The organism is Paraburkholderia sp. 35.1, assembly GCF_050436525.1.
GTDB lineage: Bacteria > Pseudomonadota > Gammaproteobacteria > Burkholderiales > Burkholderiaceae > Paraburkholderia > Paraburkholderia tuberum.
Genome location: NZ_JBNDMJ010000003.1, coordinates 2,581,962 through 2,604,115, shown reverse-complemented (window position 1 = coordinate 2,604,115; position 22,154 = coordinate 2,581,962). Strand labels below are relative to the sequence as shown.

The following is a 22,154-nucleotide window of genomic DNA, read 5'->3' as shown; positions in this document are numbered from 1 at the left end:
TGCGCCGCGCCGGTCGCGCACCGGCGTGCTCAGTGCGGCAACTGCGCGGTGTGGCTGATGAGCGGCTCGTCGGATTTTTCCGACGGCAGCACGGGTTCGTCGGCGACCATCTTGCCGTGTTCCATCGAGATCTTGCGGGTGCACGCGCGCGCGACCAGCGACGGATCGTGCGACGCCACCACCAGCAGCGCCGCCTTGCCGACGAGGCCTTCCAGACGCTCGGCCGCCTTCACGCTGAACTCGGCGTCGCCCACGCTCAGCCATTCGTCCATGATCAGGATGTCGGCTTCGACGCTCGTCGAGATCGCGAACGCGAGGCGCAGCATCATCCCGCTCGAATAGGTGCGCACCGGCAGATTCAGGTAATCGCCCAGTTCGCTGAAGTCGGCGATCTCGTCGATCTTGCTGCGGATGCGCGCGGGCTTCAGCCCGTCGAGAATGCCGCGCAGATAGATGTTTTCGAAGCCGGTCGCGTCGGGGTCGAGGCCCATCGACACGTCGAGCAGCGACGCGATCTTGCCCCGCACCTTCAGCTCGCCGCGCACCGGCGCATAGACGCCCGACAGCGTGCGCAACAGCGTCGTCTTGCCCGAGCCGTTGTGGCCGATCAGGCCGATGCGCTCGCCTTCGCTGAAGGTGAAGCTCAGGTCGTCGATCGCGCGGACGATCGCATGGCGACCCGCGTCCTGGCCGATCCGGCCGCCCGTCGTCAAATTGAGCACCGCCTTTTTCAGCGAGCGATGCGAGTTCTCGTAAATCGGAAATTCGACGGAGATGTTACGAGCGACAATCGATGAAGAACTCACAATATCAAAGCCAGTAAGGAACGCGATTACGGAAACGCTTCATCAGGATCTGCGCGAACGCAAAGCCGACGATCAAGAGACCAATCGACCACGCCCACGACTCCCAGTGGGTCGGGCGGCCGGTGAGCGGCGCGCGCACCGTTTCGATCAGGTGATAGAGCGGGTTGTATTCGGCGACCCACGCGCGGTCCTTCAGGATTTCCGGCGACCACATGACCGGCGTGAAGAAGAACACGACCTGGATCAGGTTCGTGACGATCGGCGGAATGTCGCGAAAGCGTGCGCACAGCACGCCGAGCGTGACGCCGAGCCACACGCCGTGCAGCAGCAGGACCACGAGCGCGAACGGCACCAGCACGATTTCCCAGCCCGGCCAGTGACCGAACACGAACAGCAGCACGACGACGACCGGCAGGCTATGCAGCAGGATCACGAAGTTGCGCCACGCGATGCGGCATACGTGGACCGTCAGCGGCAGCCTGATCTGCTTGATCAGATAGGCCGAGCCGATGAAGGCCATGCAGCCCTCGTTGGCGACCGACGCCAGATACGCCCACACGACGAGACCCACCGCCAGATACGGCAGATAGTCGGAGAGTTCCTGGTGCAGCAGCGTCGAGTACAACGCGCCGAGCACGACCACCAAGATGATCGTGCTGAGCGTGAACCAGAACGGCCCGAGCACCGAGCGGCGATAACGCTGCCGGATGTCGTGCCAGCCGAGCGTGCCCCAGACCCGCACCGCTTTCATGCCGACCAGCAGGTCGTCGCGCTCGTTGTGACGTGTCAGGTCTTCCGAGTCGTTGGTAAAACTGATATCCATCTCAAGTACGTCCGTAAATGTCTTCGAAGCGAACGATATCGTCTTCGCCCAGATATTCGCCGCTTTGCACTTCGATCATCACGAGCTCGACGACGCCCGGATTTTCGAGGCGATGTTTGTGACCCGCCGGGATATAGGTCGACTCGTTGGTCGACACGAAGAACTCTTTTTCGCCGTTGACGACCTTCGCCATGCCGCTCACCACGACCCAATGCTCGTTGCGGTGATGATGCATCTGCAGGCTCAGGCTCGCGCCCGGCTTCACCTCGATGCGCTTGATCTTGAAGCGCGGCCCCTCTTCGAGCACCGAGTACGTGCCCCACGGCCGATGCACGGTGCGATGCACCTTGTACGTCTCATGGCCGCGCGACTTCAGCTCCGCGAAAATCTGCTTCACGTCCTGCGCGCGATCCCGGTGCGCGACGAGCAGCGCATCGGGCGTGTCGATCACGATCAGGTTGTCGACGCCGACCGCGCCGATCAGGCGCCCGTCGCTGCGCAGATACGAGTTCTTCACGTCGACGAGCAGCGCCTCGCCTTCGACGCGGTTGCCGCTCGCATCGGCCGGCGACAGATCGGACAGCGCGGTCCACGAGCCGACGTCGGTCCAGCCGAGGTTGCAGCACACGACCGCCGCGTGCTCGCACTTCTCCATTACCGCGTAGTCGAACGACAGCTCCGGCACCGCGCCGAAGCAGCCCGGCTCGAGACGCACCTGCGCGCCGCTCTTGCCTTCGGCGGACGGCGACTTGTCCATGCATTCGGCCGCGGCATCGAGAATGTCGGGACAATGCTCGCGCATTTCCTTCAGGATCGTGCCCGCGGTGAAGCAGAACATGCCCGAGTTCCACACGAACTTGCCCGACGCCAGATACTCGCGGGCCTTCTCCACCGACGGCTTCTCGACGAAGCGCACGACCCGCTCGCCATCGGCTTCGATATAGCCGTAGCCGGTTTCGGGCGTATCCGGATGCATGCCGAAGGTGACCACGTTGCCGGCCTGCGCAAGCGTCTGCGCACGCGCGACCGCCGCGGCGAACGCGGTTTGATCCGCGATCAGGTGATCCGCGGCGAGCACCAGCATCACGGTGTCTGCGCCATGCGCCTTCGCCGTGTGCCAGGCCGCCGTGGCAACCGCCGCGGCCGTGTTGCGGCCGAACGGTTCGAGAATGAACGAGGTCGCGACGTTCTTGCCGTTGACCTCGCGGAAATCGTCTTCGGTCTTGAAGAACAGCTCACGGTTGGTTACCGTGAGCACTTCCTTCACGCCGGGCAACGCGACCGCGCGCAGGAACGCTTTCTGCAGCAGGCTTTCGCCGTCCGCGAGACGGATGAACGGCTTCGGGTGCGATTCCCGCGAGACCGGCCAGAGCCGCGATCCCGCTCCGCCGCACAGAATGATCGGTAACAAACTCACAGCTCCCTCTCGATACCGTATTTTTTACGTGGCCATACTGGCTTGCGCGCGGTTGACGCAGACGTTTGCAATCTACTGCGCATAGAACGTTAAATCCGCGCCTCGAACGCCCTCGCGTCGAGCGACATTCTACCGCCGCACCCTTTCACCATTGTCAGGCAACAATCGTTTCGATCGGTCCCAGACCACGACGGCATCATGGCGAGCGGCGTGCGCGGCAGGACATCCGATGCGAGTGTTTCCTTCGCCGCACCGGTGCTCGCGAGCCCTGCGTCGAAACCGCGACTCAGGTGCGCGCCGCCGGCGACTTTGGAAAACCGTCCGTCAGACACAGCTTCAACGCGTCGCGCCAATGCGGCGCGGCGAGCCCGAACACGCGCGCCAGCTTGTCGTTCGACATTCTGGAATTGGCTGGGCGCTTCGCGGGCGTCGGGTAATCCGCGGCCGGAATCGGCAGCGTGTTCGGCCTGTTCGGCAAATCCGCGAGTTCAAAGATCGCCGACGCGAAACCGTGCCACGACGTCGAGTCGCCCGCGCACAGGTGATAGATGCCCGAACGCTCGTCCCACCACTTCGCGCCGTCTTCGGCGGCGAAGGACTGTGCGCACAGATGCGCGGTCAGCGTCGCGATCGTGTTGCACCAGGTGGGCGCGCCGAACTGGTCGGCCACCACCTTCAGCTCCGGACGATCGGCGCCGAGCCGCAACATCGTCAGCAGAAAGTTCTTGCCGCGCGTGCCGTACACCCAGCTCGTGCGCAATACGAGGTGATTCACGCCGCTCGCCGCGATTGCCTGCTCGCCCGCGAGCTTGCTGCGGCCGTAGACGTTCTGCGGATCGGTTGGATCGTCTTCGACGTACGCGCCTTCTTTCGTGCCGTTGAACACGTAGTCGGTCGAATAGTGGATCAGCGCGGCGCCGAGCTTTTTCGCTTCCTCGGCGAGCACGCCCGGTGCTTCGCCGTTGATGCGCATTGCCAGGTCGCGTTCTTCTTCGGCCTTGTCCACCGCCGTATAAGCGGCCGGATTGACGATCAGCGCGGGACGCAGGTCGCGCACCACCGCGCGAATCTGATCGAGGTTCGACAGATCGAGCCGCGAGCGGTCGACCGCGACCACATTGCCGAGCCCTTGCAGCGTGCGCGCGAGCTCATAGCCGAGCTGGCCATTTACGCCGGTGACGAGAATCGTCCGTTTCGCGTCGTGTGCGCTCATGCGATCCCCTTATGCGTAGACTTCGGCGTCGGCGAGACGCTTGCCCGCCGCATCCTTGGCCGCGAGCAGCGGCTCGAAGTCGACCGGCCATTCGATTCCGATCGCCGGATCGTTCCACACGATGCTGCGCTCGTGCTCGGGGAACCAATAATCCGTGGTCTTGTAGAGGAACTGCGCGGACTCCGACAGCACGACGAAGCCGTGCGCGAAACCGGGCGGCACCCACAGCTGCCGATGGTTCTCGACCGACAGCGTCACGCCGACCCACTTGCCGAAGTTCGGCGAGCTCTTGCGGATGTCGACGGCGACGTCGAACACCTCGCCCTCGACCACGCGCACGAGCTTGCCCTGCGCATGCTGGATCTGATAGTGCAGACCGCGCAGCACGCCTCTCGCCGAACGCGAATGATTGTCCTGCACGAACTCGACGCCCGGCTCGACCTTCTCGGCGAATTCGAGCGCATTGAAGCTTTCGAAAAAGAAGCCGCGCGCATCGCCGAACACCTTCGGCTCGATGATCTTGACTTCGGGCAGCGAGGTTGCGGTTACCTGGATGGCCATGCGACGTGATCCGTGAGAATGTTTTGCAGGTATTGCCCGTAGGCATTTTTCGCGAGCGGTTTGGCGAGCGCGAGCAACTGCTCGCCGTCGATCCACTGACGCCGGTACGCGATCTCTTCCGGACACGCGACCACCAGGCCCTGGCGCTTTTGCAGCGTTGCGATGAAGGTCGCGGCTTCGATCAGCGAATCGTGCGTGCCGGTGTCGAGCCACGCATAACCGCGGCCCATGATCTCGACGTTGAGCGCCGCGTTCGCGAGGTAGCGCGAGTTCACGTCGGTGATCTCGAGCTCGCCGCGCGGCGACGGCTTGATGTCCGCGGCGATGTCGCAGACCTGCTTGTCGTAAAAGTACAGACCCGTGACCGCGTAGTTCGAACGCGGCCTGGCGGGCTTTTCCTCGATCGACAACGCGCGGAACTGCTGGTCGAATTCGACCACGCCGTAGCGTTCCGGGTCCTGCACGTGATACGCGAACACGGTGGCGCCGTCGGTCTGATCGTCGGCGCGTTCGAGTTGCTTCGCGAGATCGTGGCCGTAGAAGATGTTGTCGCCGAGAATCAACGCCGACGGATCATTGTTCACGAACTCGCGGCCGATGATGAAGGCCTGCGCGAGTCCATCCGGCGACGGCTGCACCGCGTACTGGATGTTCATGCCCCACTGGCTGCCGTCACCGAGCATCGCCTCGAAGCGCGGCGTGTCCTGCGGCGTGGAGATGATCAGCACGTCGCGAATACCCGCCACCATCAGCGTGGACAGCGGGTAGTAGATCATCGGCTTGTCGTACACCGGCAGCAGCTGCTTGGAGACGACGTGCGTGATCGGATACAGGCGGGTGCCCGAGCCGCCCGCGAGAATAATGCCTTTGCGCGCCATTGCCGTGCCTTTACGCGCGCTGCGCGTAGTTGGTCTCGACCCACTTCCGGTATTCGCCCGAAGCGACTTCGTCGACCCATTGCTGGTTGTCGAGATACCACTGAACCGTTTTGGCGAGCCCCGTCTCGAACGTTTCCGCCGGCTTCCAGCCGAGTTCGCGCTCGAGCTTGCGGGCGTCGATCGCGTAACGGCGGTCGTGACCCGGACGATCTTTTACATAGGTGATCTGGTCGCGATACGAGCCGGCCGCCTTCGGGCGCTGCTGGTCGAGCAGGTCGCACAGCGTGTGCACGACCTCGAGATTCTTCTTCTCGTTCCAGCCGCCGACGTTGTACGTCTCGCCCGGCGTGCCGCGCGCGAGCACTTCACGGATCGCGCTGCAGTGGTCGCCTACGTACAGCCAGTCGCGCACGTTCTGCCCGTCGCCATACACGGGCAGCGGCTTGCCGCCGAGCGCGTTGGCGATCATCAGCGGAATCAGCTTTTCGGGGAACTGGTACGGGCCGTAGTTGTTCGAGCAGTTGGTGGTCAGCACCGGCAGGCCGTACGTGTGGTGGTAGGCGCGCACGAGGTGATCCGAACCGGCCTTGGTCGCCGAATAGGGGCTATTCGGCGCATAAGGCGTAGTTTCGGAGAACTGCGGATCGGTTGCCGACAGCGAGCCGAACACTTCGTCGGTCGACACGTGCAGGAAGCGAAACGCGGCGCGCTCCGCAACGCCCAGCGTGTTCCAGTAGCTGCGCGTCGCTTCGAGCAGCGTGAAGGTGCCGACGACGTTGGTTTGCACGAAATCGGCCGGACCGTGGATCGAGCGATCCACATGGCTCTCGGCCGCGAAATGCAGCACGGCGCGCGGCTTGTGCTCGGCCAATAGCGAATCGAGCGCGGCGCGATCGCAAATGTCGACGCGCGCGAAAATGTGTTTGGGATTGCCCTGTAGCGACTTCAGCGTGCCCAGGTTGCCGGCGTAGGTCAGTTTGTCTACGTTGAGCACCGCTTCGTCCGACGCATTCAGCCAGTCGAGCACGAAATTAGCGCCGATAAAGCCGGCACCGCCCGTTACCAGGATCATGTAATTCCCTTGTCGATGTTAGTGACAGGCGGCGAAGAGCTTGCGACCTGTTCACCCCGCGTGGTGTCCGTTTCTCTGGTCGTCCGTCGCGTTCCCCGGAGAGTGGACACTCAGACGCCAATTTTATGAACCCCCAATTATAAAGCCGCCGAGTGCAAAAACTAGAACCCTAACAACTTGAAACAGCTTGACAGAATTCGTTGCCGTGGGTCTGGGAAAAGGGGCTTTTTCGGTGCGGTTACGCGCATTTTGGCGCCTGTGATGATGTGCACCACATACTGTGCGGCGCGGCGCGGAAAGAGTAGAAAATGAAGAAGAACGGCGAAAGCGTCATGAAAGGCCGCAAACGCGGCCCTTCGGTGCAGACCGTCAGGCGGTTGCTCGCGCGAGCGCGCTCAGGCCGCGAGCATCCAGCGCAGCGTATCGATGAAAGGGATCGACTCGACCGCCGGCACCAGCGAGTGCAATTTGGCGGGCGAACCGGCAAGCATCTTGACGTCCGTTTGCCGGACAAAGGCGGGATTGACCCGGACTTCGATGTCGTGACCGGTGAGTTCGCTCGCGGTCGTGAGGATTTCACGCAACGAATACGGCGCGCCGGTGCAGACGTTGACGATTTCGGCGGCGACATTGGAGTCGAGCAACGCCTCGTACGCGCTCGCCACATAACGCACGTCAGAGAAGTCGCGCGCAATGTCGATATTGCCGAGTTCGATCGATGCCGCGCGCCGCGCGAAGTGGCTGACGATCTTCGGCACGAGGAAGTTCACCGCCTGGCCGCGGCCGGTGTAGTTGAACGGCCGCACGATCAGGATCGGCAGGCGGTCGAACCATGTGCGCACCAGCGCTTCCATGGCCGCTTTGCTGGCCGCGTAATGATTGACCGGCATAAGCGGGAAGCTCTCGTCGATCGCGGCGCTGCTGACGTTGCCGTACACGTTCGCGCTGCTTGCGATCAGCAGCTTGCGCGGCACATGGCCGATCGCGACACAGGCTTCGAGCAGGTTCTGCGTGCCGATCACGTTGACGCGATAAAAGTCGAGCGGATCGTTGTGCCCCACGAAGCTGATCGCGGCCAGATGCACGATGAAATCGGGCCGCACGGTGTCGAGCACGCGCCGGCAGTCTTCCGGTGAGGTGATGTCGAGTTTGACGCGTGCCGGCGTGTCGGACTCGTCGCGGCCGGACACCGCTTCGATCACGGTATGGCCGCGCCCGGTCAGCTTCTCGACCAGATAGCGGCCGGTAAAACCGTTCGCACCGGTGACGAGCGTGCGAAATGATTGCTTCGCCGCGGAAGACGACATGCTGGCTTCGTTCACGAGAGAGTCATCCTGTTGTTGTATTGGAATCGCGCGCGGTCCATGCGGGGTTGCCGCCGTGCCGTGTTACGGCGGCGTTCCACCCGCGTCCCGCAACGTTATCGCGCGATACCCGAACCCCAAACGGGCTATTATGTCACGCTATCTTGCTGCTCTGCCCAGCGTGGCACGCGTCGTGCAGCACCGCGCGTATCGAATCGCCTTGATTTCCTCGATGACACCCCTCAACGCTTCCAGTACCTCCGCTCCCCTCGTCCCTCTTGCTTTCGGCGATCTGCAAGGCTGCCGCGCACCGTTTCAAGCGACTGCTGGCCAAAGCCGCGCCGCCGGACGGCACACCGCTGTGGTTCGCCGGCGATCTGATCAACCGCGGCCCCGACTCCCTCGACACCTTGCGCGACGTGATCGCGTTCGGCGAGCGCGCGGTGCCGGTGCTCGGCAATCACGATCTGCATCTGCTGTCGGTGTCGGCGGGGATTCGCAAGTCGAAGAAAGGCGACACGATCGAAGAGATCCTCGCCGCGCCCGATGCCGCCGATCTGCTCGAGTGGATACGCCACCGCCCGCTCGCGCATTTCGACAACGGCATGCTGATGGTGCATGCGGGCGTGCTGCCGCAATGGGATGCGACGCTGACGCTCGAACTCGCCGACGAGTTGCAACGCGCGCTGCGTGCGCCGAACTGGAAAGAGACGCTTGCCGGCTTGTACGGCAATGAACCGAACCGCTGGAAGCCGGGCCTGAAGGGTATCGAGCGGCTGCGCGTCACGTGCAGCGCGTTGACGCGCATGCGCTTTTGCAGCGCCGATGGCGTGATGGATTTCAGCAGCAGCGGCACGCTCGCATCCACGCCGAGCGGCTGCATGCCGTGGTTCGACGTGCCGTCGCGCCAGACCGCCGACGTGACCGTCGTGTTCGGTCATTGGGCCGCGCTCGGCCTGATGTTGCGCGACAACCTGATCGGCCTCGACTCGGGTTGCGTGTGGGGGCAGAAGCTGTCGGCGGTACGGCTCGCGAAAAACCCGGCTGAGCGGACGTTGACGCAAGTCGATTGCGATTCGCGCGGCGTGCCGCGCGGGGGCAACTAAACAGAAGACGGCGACGCTGCCCGGCAGCGCCCCCGCTTAGACCGAGCGGTGCGGCTGATCGACGGGCTCGATCAGCGTTTGCGCCGTCTCAGCGGCGTCGCTCGACGACGCAGCATCTACAACGTCGCCCTCTTGCGCGACCGTCCCCGCCACTGCGTTGCCGGCCTGCATGTCCCGCAACGCGTTCGCCACCACCTGCTGAGCCTGCGCCGCGAGCACCCGCCGGTCCGCGTCCGGCGCGAGCGGTGCGCCAACATATACGTGGGCGGTCATCGGACCGCCACGCAACAGCATGTCGAGCGAGTCGGACAACGACACGTCGTCGATGTATGCGGGTGCCGTCGACTGCCGGCCCTGCGCGTCCTCGTACATGATGCACAGCGGCTGCACCGGCACACCGGCCGACACCGCGGCCTGGAACATGTTCGCGTGAAACGGCAGCAACTCGAGCCCGTTCGACGTCGTGCCTTCGGGGAACACGCACATCAGTTCACCCGCGCTGAGCCGTGCGGCGAGTTCGTGCATGATGCGCTTCGCGTCACTGCGCTTCTCGCGCTGGATGAACACCGTATCGAGCTGCTGTGCGAGCCATCCGACCACCGGCCATTGCCGGATCTCCGCCTTCGAGACGAACGGCGTCGGCCGCCACGCGTTGATTACGTAGATGTCGATCCACGAGATGTGATTGGCGACGACGAGCACGCCACGATCGAGCCGCACCGGGTCGTTATGCACGACGAGGCGCATGCCGCACAGCCGCAGCATCTTCAGCGACCACGCGCGATTGAGCGCGTGACGCCGCTCGGCGCTCGCGTTCGGAAAGCGCGTCGCGACGGTCCACATGCCGTGCAGCAGATGCGTGATGAGACGGACCTTGCGTAACGCGAGCTTCATGGCCGGAGCTTTCCTTGACTGTACCGAAACGATACCGCTCAGCGCTGTTCGTAGGCGAGCTGACCGGACACGACGGTCGCGCGCACCTGTGCCGGCAGCTCGTAGCCGAGGAACGGCGTGTTATGCCCCTGGCTCTTCAGCGCACGCGGCTCGACGCGCCAGTAAGCGTGACGGTCGAACACGCAGAGATCGGCCACCGCGCCGACCGCAATGCGGCCAGCCGCTTCGAGGCCGAGCACCTGCGCCGGCGCCGCGGTGATGCGATTGAGCGCGGTCGCGAGCGGCACGCCCGCTTCGTCGGCCCACTTCACCGTCAGCGACAGGAACAATTCGAGGCCGGTTGCGCCCGGCGTCGCTTCGGCGAACGGCAGCAGCTTTTCGTCGTCGTCGACCGGCGTGTGCGCGGAGCAGATCGCATCGATCGTACCGTCGACGAGGCCCGCGCGGATCGCTTCGCGATCGCGCTGCTGGCGCAGCGGCGGATCGAGCCGGAACTGCGCGTCGAAGTAACCGATGTCGAGGTCGATCAGATGCACGTGGTTCACGGTGACGTCGCACGACACCGGCAGGCCCTCGCCCTTCGCCGCGCGCACGAGCGCCACGCCCGCCGCCGACGACACATGCGACACATGCACGCGCGCGCCGGTCACGCGCACGAGTTCGAAGATCGTATGCAGCGCGATGGTCTCAGCCGCCACCGGCACGCCCGACAGCCCGAGCCGCGACGCCAGCGCGCCGCTCGCGGCGACGCCGCCCTTGCCCAGATACGCATCGACGGGACGCAGCCACACGGTGAAATCATAGGTCTTCGCGTATTGCAGCGCGCGCATCAGCACCTGGGTATCGACGATCGGCGTGTCGGCCTGCGAGAAGCCGACGCAGCCCGCCTCGGTCAGCTGGACCATCTCGGTGATGACCTGCCCCTTGAGACCGACCGTCAGCGCGCCGAGCGGATACACGTGCGCCTTGTTCTGATTGCGCGCGCGGAACTTCAGCATTTCGACGAGGCCCGGTTCGTCGAGCGTCGGATCGGTGTCCGGCGGACATACGAGGCTCGTCACGCCGCCCGCGAGCGCCGCGGCCATTTCCGAGCCTAGCGTCGCCTTGTGCTCGTAGCCCGGCTCGCGCAAACGCGCGCACAGGTCGACGAGACCCGGCGCGATCGACAGACCGCGCGCGTCGAGCGTGCGCTCCGCCTGGAAGCCGGCCGGCGCGTTGCCCAAGGCGACGATCTTGCCCGCCTCGATAAAGATGTCCTGCTGCTGTTCGGTGCCCGCTGCCGGATCGATCAGCGTGCCGCCTTGAATATGAATCTTCATGCGCTGCCTTTGTTAAACCTGTGGTTCAGCCTATCGTTCGGCTTCCCGATCAGTCGTTGCTTAGTCGTTATTGCCCGCGACGATCCCCATCACCGCCATGCGCACCGCGATACCGAACGTGACCTGATTCAGGATCACCGATTGCGGGCCGTCCGCGACCTGCGAGTCGATCTCGACGCCGCGGTTCATCGGGCCGGGGTGCATCACGATCGCGTCGGGGGCGGCGAGCGCGAGACGCTCGGGCGTGAGCCCCCAGCTCTTGAAGTACTCCTGCGACGACGGCAGCAGCGCGCCGCTCATGCGTTCGTTCTGCAGGCGCAGCATGATGATCACGTCGACATCCTTGAGACCTTCGTCGAGGTTGTGGAACACGCGCACGCCCATCTGTTCGAGCCCGCCCGGCAGCAGCGTGCGCGGACCGATCGCGCGCACTTCGGGCACGCCGAGCGTGGTCAGCGCATGAATGTCCGAGCGCGCGACGCGCGAATGCAGGATGTCGCCGACGATCGCCACGCGCAGCTTCGTGAAGTCCTTCTTGTAGTGGCGGATCGTGTACATGTCGAGCAGACCCTGCGTCGGGTGCGCGTGACGGCCGTCGCCGGCGTTGATCACGTGCACGTGCGGCGCGCAGTGCTGCGCGATCAGGAACGGCGCGCCGCTCGACGCATGACGCACGACGAACAGATCCGCGTGCATCGCCGACAGGTTGTTGATCGTGTCGAGCAGCGATTCGCCCTTGCTCGTCGACGACGCGTTGATGTTCAGATTCAGCACGTCGGCCGACAGCCGCGTGGCCGCGATCTCGAACGTGGTACGCGTGCGCGTCGAGTTTTCGAAGAACAGGTTGAACACCGACTTGCCGCGCAGCAGCGGCACCTTCTTCACTTCGCGATCGGTCACGCTGACGAACTGGTCGGCGGTCTCGAGAATGTGATTGACGATGGCCTTCGGCAACCCCTCGATCGACAGCAGATGTTTGAGCTCGCCGCTCTTCGTGAGCTGCGGGTTGCCCTTCAGGAAGCCGTAGCGGAAGCGCTCGGGTGCGCTAGCGGAGGAATCTTGCGGAGCCGGGGTGGCGGTGTTCATTATGTACCTGCTTCAAATACGGGCTTCAACGTGATCGAGGTCGCGTCGACACGCCGCTCACGCGCGTTTCAATCGACGCGTGCTTCAGTGTGAAAAGAAAACCGCTGGCCGCCCGCGCCGTCGTCTTCACGGGCCAGCACGAGCGTCGCGTCGGCGGGTACGTCGACCACGCCACCGACGAAGCGCGCCGCCACCGGCAACTCGCGTCCGCCCCGATCGGCGAGCACCGCGAGTTCGACCGATGCCGGCCGGCCATAGTCATACAGCTCGTTGACCGCCGCGCGAATCGTGCGGCCGGTGTACAGCACGTCGTCGACCAGCACGATGCGGCGGCCATCGACCTCGAACGGTAGCGAGGTCGGGCTTGCTTGCGCGTGCAGCCCTTTCTTCGCGTAGTCGTCGCGATGCAGCGCGACGTTCACCACGCCGAAGCTCGGCAGTTTCAGGTCGCGCGCGAGCCGCTCGGCGAGCCACGCGCCGCCGCTATGGATACCCGCCAGTACCGCCGCGTCGGCACCGCCTTGCGTGGCGGCGAGCTGGTCGCCATACGCCGCTCGAATCTGGTCGAGCAACGCGCGATACAGCGCTTCGGCGTCAATGGAACTCATGATCGTCGGAAAGTCCGTCAAGATATTGCTGGAGGATGATGCTCGCGGCTTCGGCATCGAGCATGTCGGCGCGGGCATTGCCGGCGCGGATTTCCGCCTCGGCCTCGACCGACGAGTAGCGCTCGTCGACCCACGTGACCGGCAGATTGAAGCGGCCGTTCAACTGGTTGCCGAAGCGCTTCGCGAGTTGCGTGCGCTCGTGCGGTGTGCCGTCGGGGTGCATCGGCAGGCCGACCACCAGCGCATCGGGCTTCCATTCGGCGATCAGCTTGCCGAGCGCTTCGAAGCGGTAGTCCCTGCTGCGGTTTTGCACGACGACGAGCGGCCGCGCGCGGCGCGTCAGCGAATTGCCGACTGCCACGCCGATGCGTTTCTCTCCGTAGTCGAACGCAAGCAGCGTCGCCTCACGTCCGGCCGGCAGATTCATGCGCGGCCCCTCATGCGTGCCCGGCCTCGCCCGACAGCATCGACAACGACACGCCGAGCAGTGCGAGCGCCGCTTCGAGACGATCTTCGGCGGGCACGTCGAAAACGATTTTCGGATCGGCCTCGACCGTGAGCCAGCCGTTCTTGGAGATTTCGTCTTCGAGCTGACCCGCGCCCCAGCCGGCGTGGCCGAGCGTCAGCAGGAAACGCTCCGGACCGTTGCCGCTCGCGACGGCCTCGAGCACGTCTTTCGACGTGGTCATTTCGAGCCCGCCCGGCACCGACATCGACGACGTGTATGCGCTGCCGCCTTTCGGATCGTGCAGCACGAAGCCGCGCTCGGTTTGCACCGGGCCGCCGAAATATACGGGGACATGGAGAAGCGGTTCGATCTCGAGCTTCAGATCGATGCGATTGAAGAGCGCCTGCAGGTCGATATCGGTCGGCCGGTTGATCACGAGGCCGAGCGCGCCGCGCTCACTGTGATCGCAAAGGTAGACCACCGTTCCTGAAAACGTCGGATCGGCCATGTTCGGCATGGCGATCAGGAACTGGTTGGTCAGATTGATGCGATCGGTACTCTTGGACATAGTTCGGATTTTAGCAAAGACGATGCGTCATGGCGGGCTGCTTTGAGCATTGCAACGCGTTGGGTTGCACGCTACGCGACGCGCCATCGACGCCGGATCAAGTTGCACTCTATCACGCGCGCGACTTGCGCCATGCCGCGATCAGGCGCCGAAACACCGCGTAGAACGGCACGTTCGGCGCGCGTCGCGAAGTTGCGGGATTGTGACTTGTCACAATGGGTTTCAGCGGGTTCGGCGCGCGTCGGTCGAAGCGTTGCGCACGCAATTCGCGCGCCCCGTCGCGCGTTTGGTTCGACCCGGCTTGCGCTTCACGCGCCGCCCTGCTCGATCGCACGCGTGAGCGCGGCGAGCGCCGCCTGCGTGAAGCTGCCGCCCGCCGGCCCCACGCCCGCGGCGACCTTGTGCAGCGACGCACGCAAGGCCTCGGCGGCCTGCTCGAGTGTGTCGGCCGGCGGCGCGCCGACGATCACGTGCGCGCGCACCGCCGGCGTCGCGACGCCCGCATGCGCACGACGCCGCCAGGCGAGACCCAGCGCGTCGGCGAGCAGCGCCACGTGACCGAGACCGAGCGCGCAGGCGGCCGAGCCAAGCCGGTAGGCGGCATCGCCCGCCTGCAGCGCTTCGCTCGGGTCGGCTTTTTCCGGCTGATCGGCCGCGCGCGCATGGGCGGCCAGCGCCTCGATGGACGCGTCGGCGGTCTGCAGGAAGTCTTCGTACGCGTTCGCGTTGACGCTCAGCACGCCGAGATCGCGCGTGTGCGGCAGCGACTGCGCCTCGAGCGCGCCCGCCTCCCACAGCGCTTCCGACAACTGCGTGCCGGCGACGTGCCAGTCGACGGTCAAGCCATAATCGTGCAGCACCTCGACCTGGTCGGCGTCTTGCGCGGCCGCGCCGAACAGCGCGTAGTCGCGCCACAGCAGCGCGAGCGTCGCGCGCACCAGCGAACGCGGCGCGCGCTCGATGCCGCGCGCGTGATCGGCGAGCGCCAGGTTGCAGCGCGCGTAGAAGCGCCGCGCCTCGATATCGCGGATTGCGTGGCCGCGCGCGCGCAGCGCCTTCGCGCAGGCGCGCGCGAGCCGCCAGAAGTCATACGGATCGGGGCCGGCGAGTTCGGTGAACACGGCGTCGAGCTCGTCGAGCGCGGCGTTGGTGACCGCAAGCGCCACCGCGCTGCCTGTGTCGGCCTGCGAGCGCAGCACCGGCAGCAACGCGCGCTCGTAGCGCGCCCGCAGATGGGCAAGCTGATCGGCCGATTGCGCGTGCAGCGAAGCCGGCGGCACTGGCCGCGCGCACAGCGCGAGGTCTTCGAACGCAACGGCGGAACCCGGCGTGGGTTCGATGAGTTGCGCACACAGCTCGCGGTAGTGGTTGAACAGCGTCGGCGAGCAACTGAGCTCGCGCAGATTGTGACGTTCGAGCGCCGCGCGGAAGTCGCGCAGCGCCGCGCCGAACACTGGCCGCGCGCTTTCCGCTTCGGCTGGCTCGCCGCTCGCGAGCGGCGAGAGCCGCACGAGGGCGTCGGTGAAACGCTGCGCGCTGAGCCAGCCCGCCGTGCGCAACGCATGCGACGCGCGCAGCAGCGCGGCACCGCTCTCGTCGCGCTGCTCGAACGCGAGCGACGCCTCGGCGAGCGCGAGTTCCGCAGGGCGGACCGCGCCACCGCGCGGGTTCGGCAGTGCGTCGATGGAAACGGGTGCTGCGGATCGAAGAGTCATGGGCAGGCGACACGAAGCTGACGGGGCCGTCGCTTCGCGCCGCATGCTGAGTGAGCGGCCACCGCGCGAACCGGCGACAGGACAATGACAGACTACCGTTGCGACACGACGCGACCGGCGATGTTCCGCGCCGGCGCGCTCAGACAGGCGCCGGGCGTGCCGGACGCATCAAGCGATTGCAGCAATTGCGCGGCGGATGACGCCGCTGACTTTTCGGGATCGAAGCTCAGGGTTCAGGTTCGGGACCGAATCTCGGGACCCGGTTTGGGGGCCGAAACTTCCGGCGAGTCGCACGAGCCCATCAAACCGCGCCGCCGGAACAATGATCAAGCGACGCGAACGACCGGCCGGCTGACGCCGGCGGCTTGCCGAACTTCAGATCTGGACCATTTCGAAGTCTTCCTTGCGCGCTCCGCACTCCGGACACGTCCAGTTGATGGGCACGTCTTCCCAGCGCGTGCCCGGCGCAATGCCCTCGTCGGGCAAGCCGGCCTCTTCGTCGTAAATCCAGCCGCAAATCAGGCACATCCAGCTTTGATATTCCATTCTTTTGTCGCGTCGTTGAGTCCGTGGAAGCGGGAGCCATGATGGTACCGTGTTGCCGCCCCCATGCCTAGCAATCGAAAACTCGCAATCGTAGCGTGGAGCGGGCTTCGGCGGTGCGCCCGCGCGCCGTGCGGACGACGCTCGCGGCGCCATGCCGCATGGCGGTGGGGACACCCGGCAGCGCGATAGAGGGCGCCCTCGGCAAGCTCGCGGCGCTAGCGTGGCAACCTCAAAGCAATCCCCGCCGGCCGCGCGTCAGCGAGCCGCGAGCCAGCCTCTGGCGATCCCCGCCGCGCGAAAAAACGCCCTCTCCACGGTTTAGGCCGCATAATTGAGCCAATTGCGCATTGCGCGCCGAAATCCTGCTTTCCTTATCCATTTTCATGCCCAGCGACACGCCTCCGATCGTCCTCACCTTCGGTCTCTCCGACCCCACCGGCGGCTCCGGCCTGCAGGCGGACCTGTTGACACTTGCCAGCATGGGCTGCCACGGCGTTTCCGTGCTCACGGGCTATACCGTGCGCGACTCGGCGAACTGCGACGAAGTCACCGGGCTCGACCCGGACATCGTCGCGACGCAGGCGCGCATGCTGCTCGAGGACATGCCGATCGCCGCATTCAAGGTCGGCGGGTGCACGCGCGCCGAAGTGGTCAGCGCGATCGCGGAAGTTGTCGCCGACTACGACGACATCCCACTGATCCTCGCCCCGGACTTCACGCTCGACGACGAGCACGTGCTCGCCGCCGACGAACTGCGCGAAGCGATCGCCGATCTGCTCGCGCCGCAAACCACGCTGCTAGTCGCCGACTCGGCGACGCTGCTCGCGCTCGCGCAGCCCGACGGCGACGCGGAGGCGCCGAGCCTCGACGCGGCGATCTCGCACCTGCTGTCGCAGGGCTGCGAGTACATTCTGTCGACCGAAACCGGCACGCATCGGCTCGTCAACACACTCTTCAGCGAGGACGGCCAGTTGCGTCAGGACATGTGGGACCGCGCGCCGCATCGGTTGACGGGCCTGACCGATACGCTCGGCGCGGCGATCGCCGCGCTTCTCGCCAACGGCCAGGAGCCCGCGGAAGCGGTGCGCGAAAGCCAGGAGTATCTGTATCAGGCAGTGCGCAATGCGTTCCGGCCCGGCATGGGGGCGTACATGCCCGATCGCTTCTTCTGGGCGCGCAGCAGCGATGAAGACGAAACGCCGCCCGCGCAAGGCAAGGGCGCGGCGCCGGGGGAAGCGCGGCACTGACCTCGCCATTTGTCGGCATCGACTAAAAACCCGCTGTCAGCCGGTTTTTTCATTAATGTGACTTTCGCGATTGGTGCGACTTTCCATTCGATTTAACCAAATTGAACAATGTAATTAGCGCGTAGCTATCGATACTGCCGCGCCCAGTTCGTCTCGCGGGCATCCTAGTCAATTTATTTTGCATAGCCGCATGAATCTTGCTGTCGGCGATGCAACCGGACGTTTTACCGCGTAATCAAACGTTACAACGCCGATGACATCTTTTGTCTAGACTTTACGCATCACGATAAGTCATATGTCCCCACATGTCATTTCCCACCTTCTTCATCCATCCACCGAAATGCGGCGGTTCGACCGTTATTTCGTTTTTTGATTTGAATAAAGGTAATGACCAATTCATTAGCTTTATCTGGGCTCAGGATGGCTGGGGAAACTGTCGCGCAAAGCTGCTCGCGACGCAGGTAGGCGGCGGTCATCTACCGTATGGCATTCATCGGATGATCAAACATCCGGTCAACTACTGCACGATCCTGCGCGATCCGCTCGCGCGCCAGATCTCGCACTACTGGTATGCGGCGAACGGCAAGAACGGCGAGGTCACACGCGGCGTCAGTGTGTCCACGCCGGAAGCTCTGGCGCAGCAAGGTGTGCTGTCGCTCGACGAGTGGGTCAGCGAATCGCTCGGCGGCAAGAACCTGTTCGTGCACATGTTGAGCGGCGAGCCAGTGGCTAACCAAACGAGCCTCGCCGTTGCGCAAATCCATTTGCGCGAACAGATCGGCACCGTCGGCGTCTGCGAGGACATGAGCGAATTCTTACTGCGGCTTTGCGGTTCGACTGGGATGAAATTGCCGTTCTATTTCGAAGCGAATCGCACCAATGGCACGGCGAAGGGCAAGGCTCACTTAAGCGACGCAACAAGACAAAAATTTATCGAGGACAATAGCCTCGATTACGAACTGTTCCGCGACGCGAGTCAGATCGTGGAAGCTTATGCGAAAGAAACGGGCAGCGTCTTTTCGAATGCGCTCGAATTGGTCCGCGTGATTCAGTCCGAAATCGATCAGCTCGACAATCCGCACGTCTATAGTTCGACCGTTTTCGGCTTCGACGGCTCATTCCTGTCGCGCGTGCATGAGGTGATCCGCCGCTTCGATCTCGCGCCGATCGACACCTATCTGGAGTTCGCGCGAAGCCGGCAGCGTCCGCCGGTCGACCTGTTCGACGGTTTTGTCGACACGGTGCGCGACGGCGTAGTGTGCGGCTGGGCCGTCAACCTGAGCGAGCCGCAGCGGCAGGTGCCGCTCGAGGTGCGGGTCGGCACGCAGATCGTCGCGACCGGCTGCAGCGGCGAGCCGCGGCCCGATGTGGCGAGCGCCGGCTATCCGAGCGCATACAGCGGATTTTCGATTCCACTGCCGAACGATATTCCGGAAGGCTTTCGCGTTACCATTGCCAATTCCACCGAAAGCCTGCACAACGCCGGCACTTGGCGGCAAGGCTGGCACTGCGAATGAGCCAGAAGAGCCAAGAGAACCTATCCATGAAAGAGCCGCCCCAGTTCGTGCAACGCTTCCACGGCAAGATCGCGGTGCAGGACCGCATACGCATGTTCGATCAGATGCCCGCCACGATCTGGCTGACCGGCCTGTCCGGCGCCGGCAAATCGACGCTCGCGTTTGCGCTCGAAGAGCAACTGATCGCGCTCGGTCACGCCTGCTATGTGCTCGACGGCGACAACATCCGGCACGGTCTGGCGAGCGACCTTGGATTCGAGCCCGACGACCGGCGCGAAAACATCCGCCGGGTCGCGCACGTCGCCCAATTGATGAACGACGCGGGTCTGATCGTGATTTCCGCACTGATTTCGCCGCTACGCGAAGATCGGGCAATGGCGCGCGCGATCATCGGAGCCGACAAGTTCGTCGAAACCTATGTGTCCGCCTCGCTCGCCACCTGCGCGAGCCGCGATCCCAAAGGTCTTTACGCGAAAGCGAGGTCTGGCGAGATCAGCTCGTTCACCGGCGTATCAGCGCCCTATGAAGCGCCGATCGATCCCGACCTGCACGTCGACACGGGAACGCTGAGCCCCGCGCAAAGCGTCGCGCAGATCTTCCACTACCTGCGCGAAAAGTGCCTCGGAAGGTCCTCTCATCGCACGGCTCACGCCGCGGGCGCCTGATCCGGACAAAAGGTCGTCCGGAAGCGCTCGCCAGCAAGCACATCAACGCCGGCCCCAAACGAAAAAACCCGCTTATGCGGGTTTTTTTCGTTTGGGGAAACGCCTCGCGGCGCACTCCCCCCACGGACTTCCAGCCGGGCCTCGGCCGTGATCCAGACGCGCGGCAGTTCAACCACGCGGCCGGACCACGAGGCCCGAGCGGAATTACATGTCCATGCCCATGCCGCCCATGCCGCCGGGCATGCCGCCAGGCATCGGAGCATCTTCCTTCGGCAGTTCGCAGACAGCTGCGTCGGTCGTCAGCAGCAGGCCAGCAACCGAAGCTGCGTTTTGCAGCGCCGTGCGCGTCACCTTCGTCGGATCCACGACACCTGCGTCGACCAGGTCGACGTACTCGCCGGTCGCTGCGTTGTAGCCGTAGTTGCCCTTGCCAGCAGCAACCGCTGCCACGACGACACTCGCTTCTTCGCCACCGTTGGCGACGATCTGGCGCAGCGGCTCTTCCATGGCGCGCAGAACGATCTTGATACCTGCGTCCTGATCGGCGTTAGCGCCCTTCAGGCCAGCGATTGCCGTACGTGCACGGATCAGCGCGACGCCGCCACCCGCCACGATGCCTTCTTCCACAGCCGCGCGCGTTGCGTGCAGTGCGTCTTCGACACGTGCCTTCTTTTCCTTCATTTCGACTTCGGTCGCAGCACCGACCTTGATCACTGCAACGCCGCCTGCCAGCTTGGCGACGCGTTCTTGCAGCTTTTCACGGTCGTAGTCCGAGGTCGCTTCTTCGATCTGCGTGCGCACTTGCTTGACGCGAGCTTCGATGTTCGCTGCTTCGCCAGCGCCGTCGATGATCGTGGTGTTTTCCTTGCCCACTTCGATGCGCTTCGCCTGGCCCAGTTCAGCCAGCGTTGCCTTCTCGAGCGTGAGGCCGGTTTCTTCAGCGATGACCTGACCGCCGGTCAGGATCGCGATGTCTTCCAGCATCGCCTTACGACGATCGCCGAAGCCCGGAGCCTTGACGGCAACGGTCTTCAGGATGCCGCGGATGTTGTTGACGACCAGCGTTGCGAGCGCTTCGCCTTCGACGTCTTCAGCGATGATCAGCAGCGGACGGCCAGCCTTCGCGACTTGCTCGAGCACCGGCAGCAGGTCACGGATGTTCGACACCTTCTTGTCGTGCAGCAGCACGAACGGGTTCTCGAGCACGGCGACTTGCTTGTCCGGGTTGTTGATGAAATACGGCGACAGGTAGCCGCGGTCGAATTGCATACCTTCGACGACGTCCAGCTCGTCTTGCAGCGACTTGCCGTCTTCGACGGTGATCACGCCTTCCTTGCCGACCTTGTCCATTGCTTCAGCGATGCGCTCGCCGATCGACGAATCGCTGTTCGCCGAGATCGCGCCAACCTGGGCGATTTCCTTGTTGGTCGTGCACGGCTTGCTGATTTTGCGCAGTTCTTCGATTGCGGCTGCAACGGCCTTGTCGATACCGCGCTTCAGGTCCATCGGGTTCATGCCCGATGCGACGTACTTCATGCCTTCGCGGACGATCGATTGCGCGAGAACCGTAGCGGTCGTCGTGCCGTCGCCTGCGTTGTCGCTGGTCTTGGAAGCGACTTCCTTGACCATTTGCGCGCCCATGTTCTGGAGCTTGTCTTTCAGTTCGATCTCTTTCGCGACCGACACACCGTCCTTGGTGACCGTCGGGCCGCCGAAGCTGCGCTCGAGAACCACGTTGCGGCCCTTCGGACCCAGCGTGACCTTCACGGCGTTGGCGAGAATATTCACGCCTTCGACCATCTTGGCACGGGCGGAATCACCGAATACGACGTCTTTAGCTGCCATCTTCTAACTCCTTGAATACTTTGGATATAACCGGTGAAGTAGCGACCTTGCGCTTACTTCTGCACCACGGCCATGATGTCTTCTTCGCGCATCACGAGCAGTTCGTTGCCGTCGACCTTGACGGTCTGGCCTGCGTACTTGCCGAACAGGACGCGGTCGCCGACCTTCACGTCGAGCGCAATGGCTGCGCCCTTGTCGTCGCGCTTGCCCGGGCCGACTGCGAGGATTTCACCTTGATCCGGCTTTTCCGCTGCGGCTTCGGGGATCACGATGCCCGACGCGGTCTTGGTTTCCTGATCCAGACGTTTGACGATCACGCGATCATGCAAAGGACGAAGGTTCATACATACTCCTCTCTGATTGAGACTGAAGAACGCTGAGAAAAACCCGGCTGGCCGAGCCAACCGGAGATGTTGTTAGCACTCTCGTGCAGCGAGTGCTAATTATATGGACGGGCAGTGACAAATTCAAGAAGCGGGGAACGCGGTCGAAGTTCACTCACCCTCAAACGTGATT

22 protein-coding genes and 1 pseudogene are annotated in these 22,154 nt (G+C 64.1%); 4 read left to right on the top strand and 19 right to left on the bottom strand.

Going from position 1 to position 22,154, the window contains the following annotated elements; all coding sequences use genetic code 11:
- Positions 1–29 precede the first annotated feature (29 nt).
- From OKW27_RS32155 to OKW27_RS32120, 8 genes are all read right to left on the bottom strand, one after another.
- On the bottom strand, positions 30–806 hold the full coding sequence (locus OKW27_RS32155) for an ABC transporter ATP-binding protein (protein ID WP_090803291.1): 777 nt from the start codon (positions 804–806) through the stop codon (positions 30–32).
- Between the two features lie 4 nt (positions 807–810).
- On the bottom strand, positions 811–1,629 hold the full coding sequence (locus OKW27_RS32150) for an ABC transporter permease (protein WP_090803289.1): 819 nt from the start codon (positions 1,627–1,629) through the stop codon (positions 811–813).
- A 1-nt stretch (position 1,630) separates the two neighbouring features.
- Complete coding sequence (locus OKW27_RS32145; protein ID WP_429335843.1) at positions 1,631–3,046, bottom strand: mannose-1-phosphate guanylyltransferase/mannose-6-phosphate isomerase; 1,416 nt, start codon at positions 3,044–3,046, stop codon at positions 1,631–1,633.
- Between the two features lie 286 nt (positions 3,047–3,332).
- Positions 3,333–4,259, bottom strand: coding sequence for a dTDP-4-dehydrorhamnose reductase (gene rfbD / locus OKW27_RS32140; protein ID WP_429335842.1), 927 nt, complete (start codon positions 4,257–4,259; stop codon positions 3,333–3,335).
- A gap of 9 nt (positions 4,260–4,268) precedes the next feature.
- A complete protein-coding gene (gene rfbC / locus OKW27_RS32135; protein WP_429335841.1) occupies positions 4,269–4,820 on the bottom strand; it encodes a dTDP-4-dehydrorhamnose 3,5-epimerase in 552 nt (183 codons plus the stop codon).
- Positions 4,805–5,698, bottom strand: coding sequence for a glucose-1-phosphate thymidylyltransferase RfbA (rfbA, locus tag OKW27_RS32130; RefSeq protein ID WP_090803282.1), 894 nt, complete (start codon positions 5,696–5,698; stop codon positions 4,805–4,807). The genes rfbC and rfbA overlap by 16 nt, the downstream gene beginning before the upstream one ends.
- 10 nt (positions 5,699–5,708) lie before the next feature.
- Positions 5,709–6,770, bottom strand: a complete 1,062-nt coding sequence (gene rfbB / locus OKW27_RS32125) for a dTDP-glucose 4,6-dehydratase (protein ID WP_090803281.1) — start codon at positions 6,768–6,770, stop codon at positions 5,709–5,711.
- 395 nt (positions 6,771–7,165) lie between these two features.
- The gene (locus OKW27_RS32120) at positions 7,166–8,077 is read right to left on the bottom strand and encodes a GDP-mannose 4,6-dehydratase (RefSeq protein ID WP_429335840.1); all 912 of its coding nucleotides are present in this window, start codon (positions 8,075–8,077) and stop codon (positions 7,166–7,168) included.
- Positions 8,078–8,306: 229 nt separating this feature from the next.
- Here OKW27_RS32120 and OKW27_RS32115 point away from each other — a divergent pair.
- Positions 8,307–9,180: pseudogene (locus OKW27_RS32115) on the top strand (symmetrical bis(5'-nucleosyl)-tetraphosphatase).
- Positions 9,181–9,216: 36 nt separating this feature from the next.
- Here OKW27_RS32115 and OKW27_RS32110 read toward each other — a convergent pair.
- The 8 genes from OKW27_RS32110 to OKW27_RS32075 all read right to left on the bottom strand — a co-directional run bounded on the left by OKW27_RS32110 (position 9,217) and on the right by OKW27_RS32075 (position 16,364).
- Complete coding sequence (locus OKW27_RS32110) at positions 9,217–10,074, bottom strand: lysophospholipid acyltransferase family protein (protein ID WP_429335839.1); 858 nt, start codon at positions 10,072–10,074, stop codon at positions 9,217–9,219.
- Positions 10,075–10,112: 38 nt separating this feature from the next.
- Positions 10,113–11,393: a dihydroorotase gene (locus tag OKW27_RS32105; protein WP_429335838.1), complete on the bottom strand. Its 1,281-nt coding sequence runs from the start codon at positions 11,391–11,393 to the stop codon at positions 10,113–10,115.
- Between the two features lie 60 nt (positions 11,394–11,453).
- Positions 11,454–12,479, bottom strand: coding sequence for an aspartate carbamoyltransferase catalytic subunit (locus OKW27_RS32100; protein ID WP_184045376.1), 1,026 nt, complete (start codon positions 12,477–12,479; stop codon positions 11,454–11,456).
- A gap of 68 nt (positions 12,480–12,547) precedes the next feature.
- On the bottom strand, positions 12,548–13,087 hold the full coding sequence (pyrR, locus tag OKW27_RS32095; protein WP_429335837.1) for a bifunctional pyr operon transcriptional regulator/uracil phosphoribosyltransferase PyrR: 540 nt from the start codon (positions 13,085–13,087) through the stop codon (positions 12,548–12,550).
- Entirely contained in the window at positions 13,074–13,514 is a 441-nt protein-coding gene (gene ruvX, locus OKW27_RS32090) for a Holliday junction resolvase RuvX (protein WP_429335836.1), read from the bottom strand. Before ruvX ends, pyrR begins: the two co-directional genes overlap by 14 nt.
- 10 nt (positions 13,515–13,524) lie before the next feature.
- Positions 13,525–14,103, bottom strand: a complete 579-nt coding sequence (locus OKW27_RS32085; protein ID WP_090803272.1) for a YqgE/AlgH family protein — start codon at positions 14,101–14,103, stop codon at positions 13,525–13,527.
- 308 nt (positions 14,104–14,411) lie between these two features.
- A complete protein-coding gene (locus OKW27_RS32080) occupies positions 14,412–15,818 on the bottom strand; it encodes a hypothetical protein (RefSeq protein ID WP_429335835.1) in 1,407 nt (468 codons plus the stop codon).
- A 375-nt stretch (positions 15,819–16,193) separates the two neighbouring features.
- Positions 16,194–16,364, bottom strand: a complete 171-nt coding sequence (locus tag OKW27_RS32075) for a rubredoxin (protein ID WP_006047743.1) — start codon at positions 16,362–16,364, stop codon at positions 16,194–16,196.
- Between the two features lie 383 nt (positions 16,365–16,747).
- On the opposite strand from OKW27_RS32075, the gene OKW27_RS32070 reads away from it, so the two are divergent.
- Positions 16,748–17,611, top strand: coding sequence for a hydroxymethylpyrimidine/phosphomethylpyrimidine kinase (locus tag OKW27_RS32070; protein ID WP_429335834.1), 864 nt, complete (start codon positions 16,748–16,750; stop codon positions 17,609–17,611).
- A 308-nt stretch (positions 17,612–17,919) separates the two neighbouring features.
- Here the strand turns inward: OKW27_RS32070 and OKW27_RS32065 are convergent, their stop codons facing one another.
- Positions 17,920–18,087 carry a hypothetical protein gene (locus OKW27_RS32065; protein ID WP_429335833.1) on the bottom strand — a complete coding sequence of 56 codons (168 nt, stop codon included), beginning with the start codon at positions 18,085–18,087 and terminating at the stop codon, positions 17,920–17,922.
- Between the two features lie 21 nt (positions 18,088–18,108).
- Here OKW27_RS32065 and OKW27_RS32060 point away from each other — a divergent pair, with 21 nt between their 5' ends.
- Both OKW27_RS32060 and cysC read left to right on the top strand, forming a co-directional pair.
- Entirely contained in the window at positions 18,109–19,128 is a 1,020-nt protein-coding gene (locus OKW27_RS32060) for a chondroitin 4-O-sulfotransferase (RefSeq protein WP_262413439.1), read from the top strand.
- Positions 19,129–19,154: 26 nt separating this feature from the next.
- A complete protein-coding gene (cysC, locus tag OKW27_RS32055; RefSeq protein WP_090803263.1) occupies positions 19,155–19,793 on the top strand; it encodes an adenylyl-sulfate kinase in 639 nt (212 codons plus the stop codon).
- Positions 19,794–19,997: 204 nt separating this feature from the next.
- Here cysC and groL read toward each other — a convergent pair whose 3' ends face one another.
- Positions 19,998–21,638 (bottom strand): chaperonin GroEL, encoded by a 1,641-nt coding sequence (gene groL, locus OKW27_RS32050; RefSeq protein WP_018419577.1) that lies wholly within the window; start codon positions 21,636–21,638, stop codon positions 19,998–20,000.
- A gap of 53 nt (positions 21,639–21,691) precedes the next feature.
- Positions 21,692–21,982, bottom strand: coding sequence for a co-chaperone GroES (gene groES / locus OKW27_RS32045; protein ID WP_008923887.1), 291 nt, complete (start codon positions 21,980–21,982; stop codon positions 21,692–21,694).
- Between the last annotated feature and the right edge of the window lie 172 nt (positions 21,983–22,154).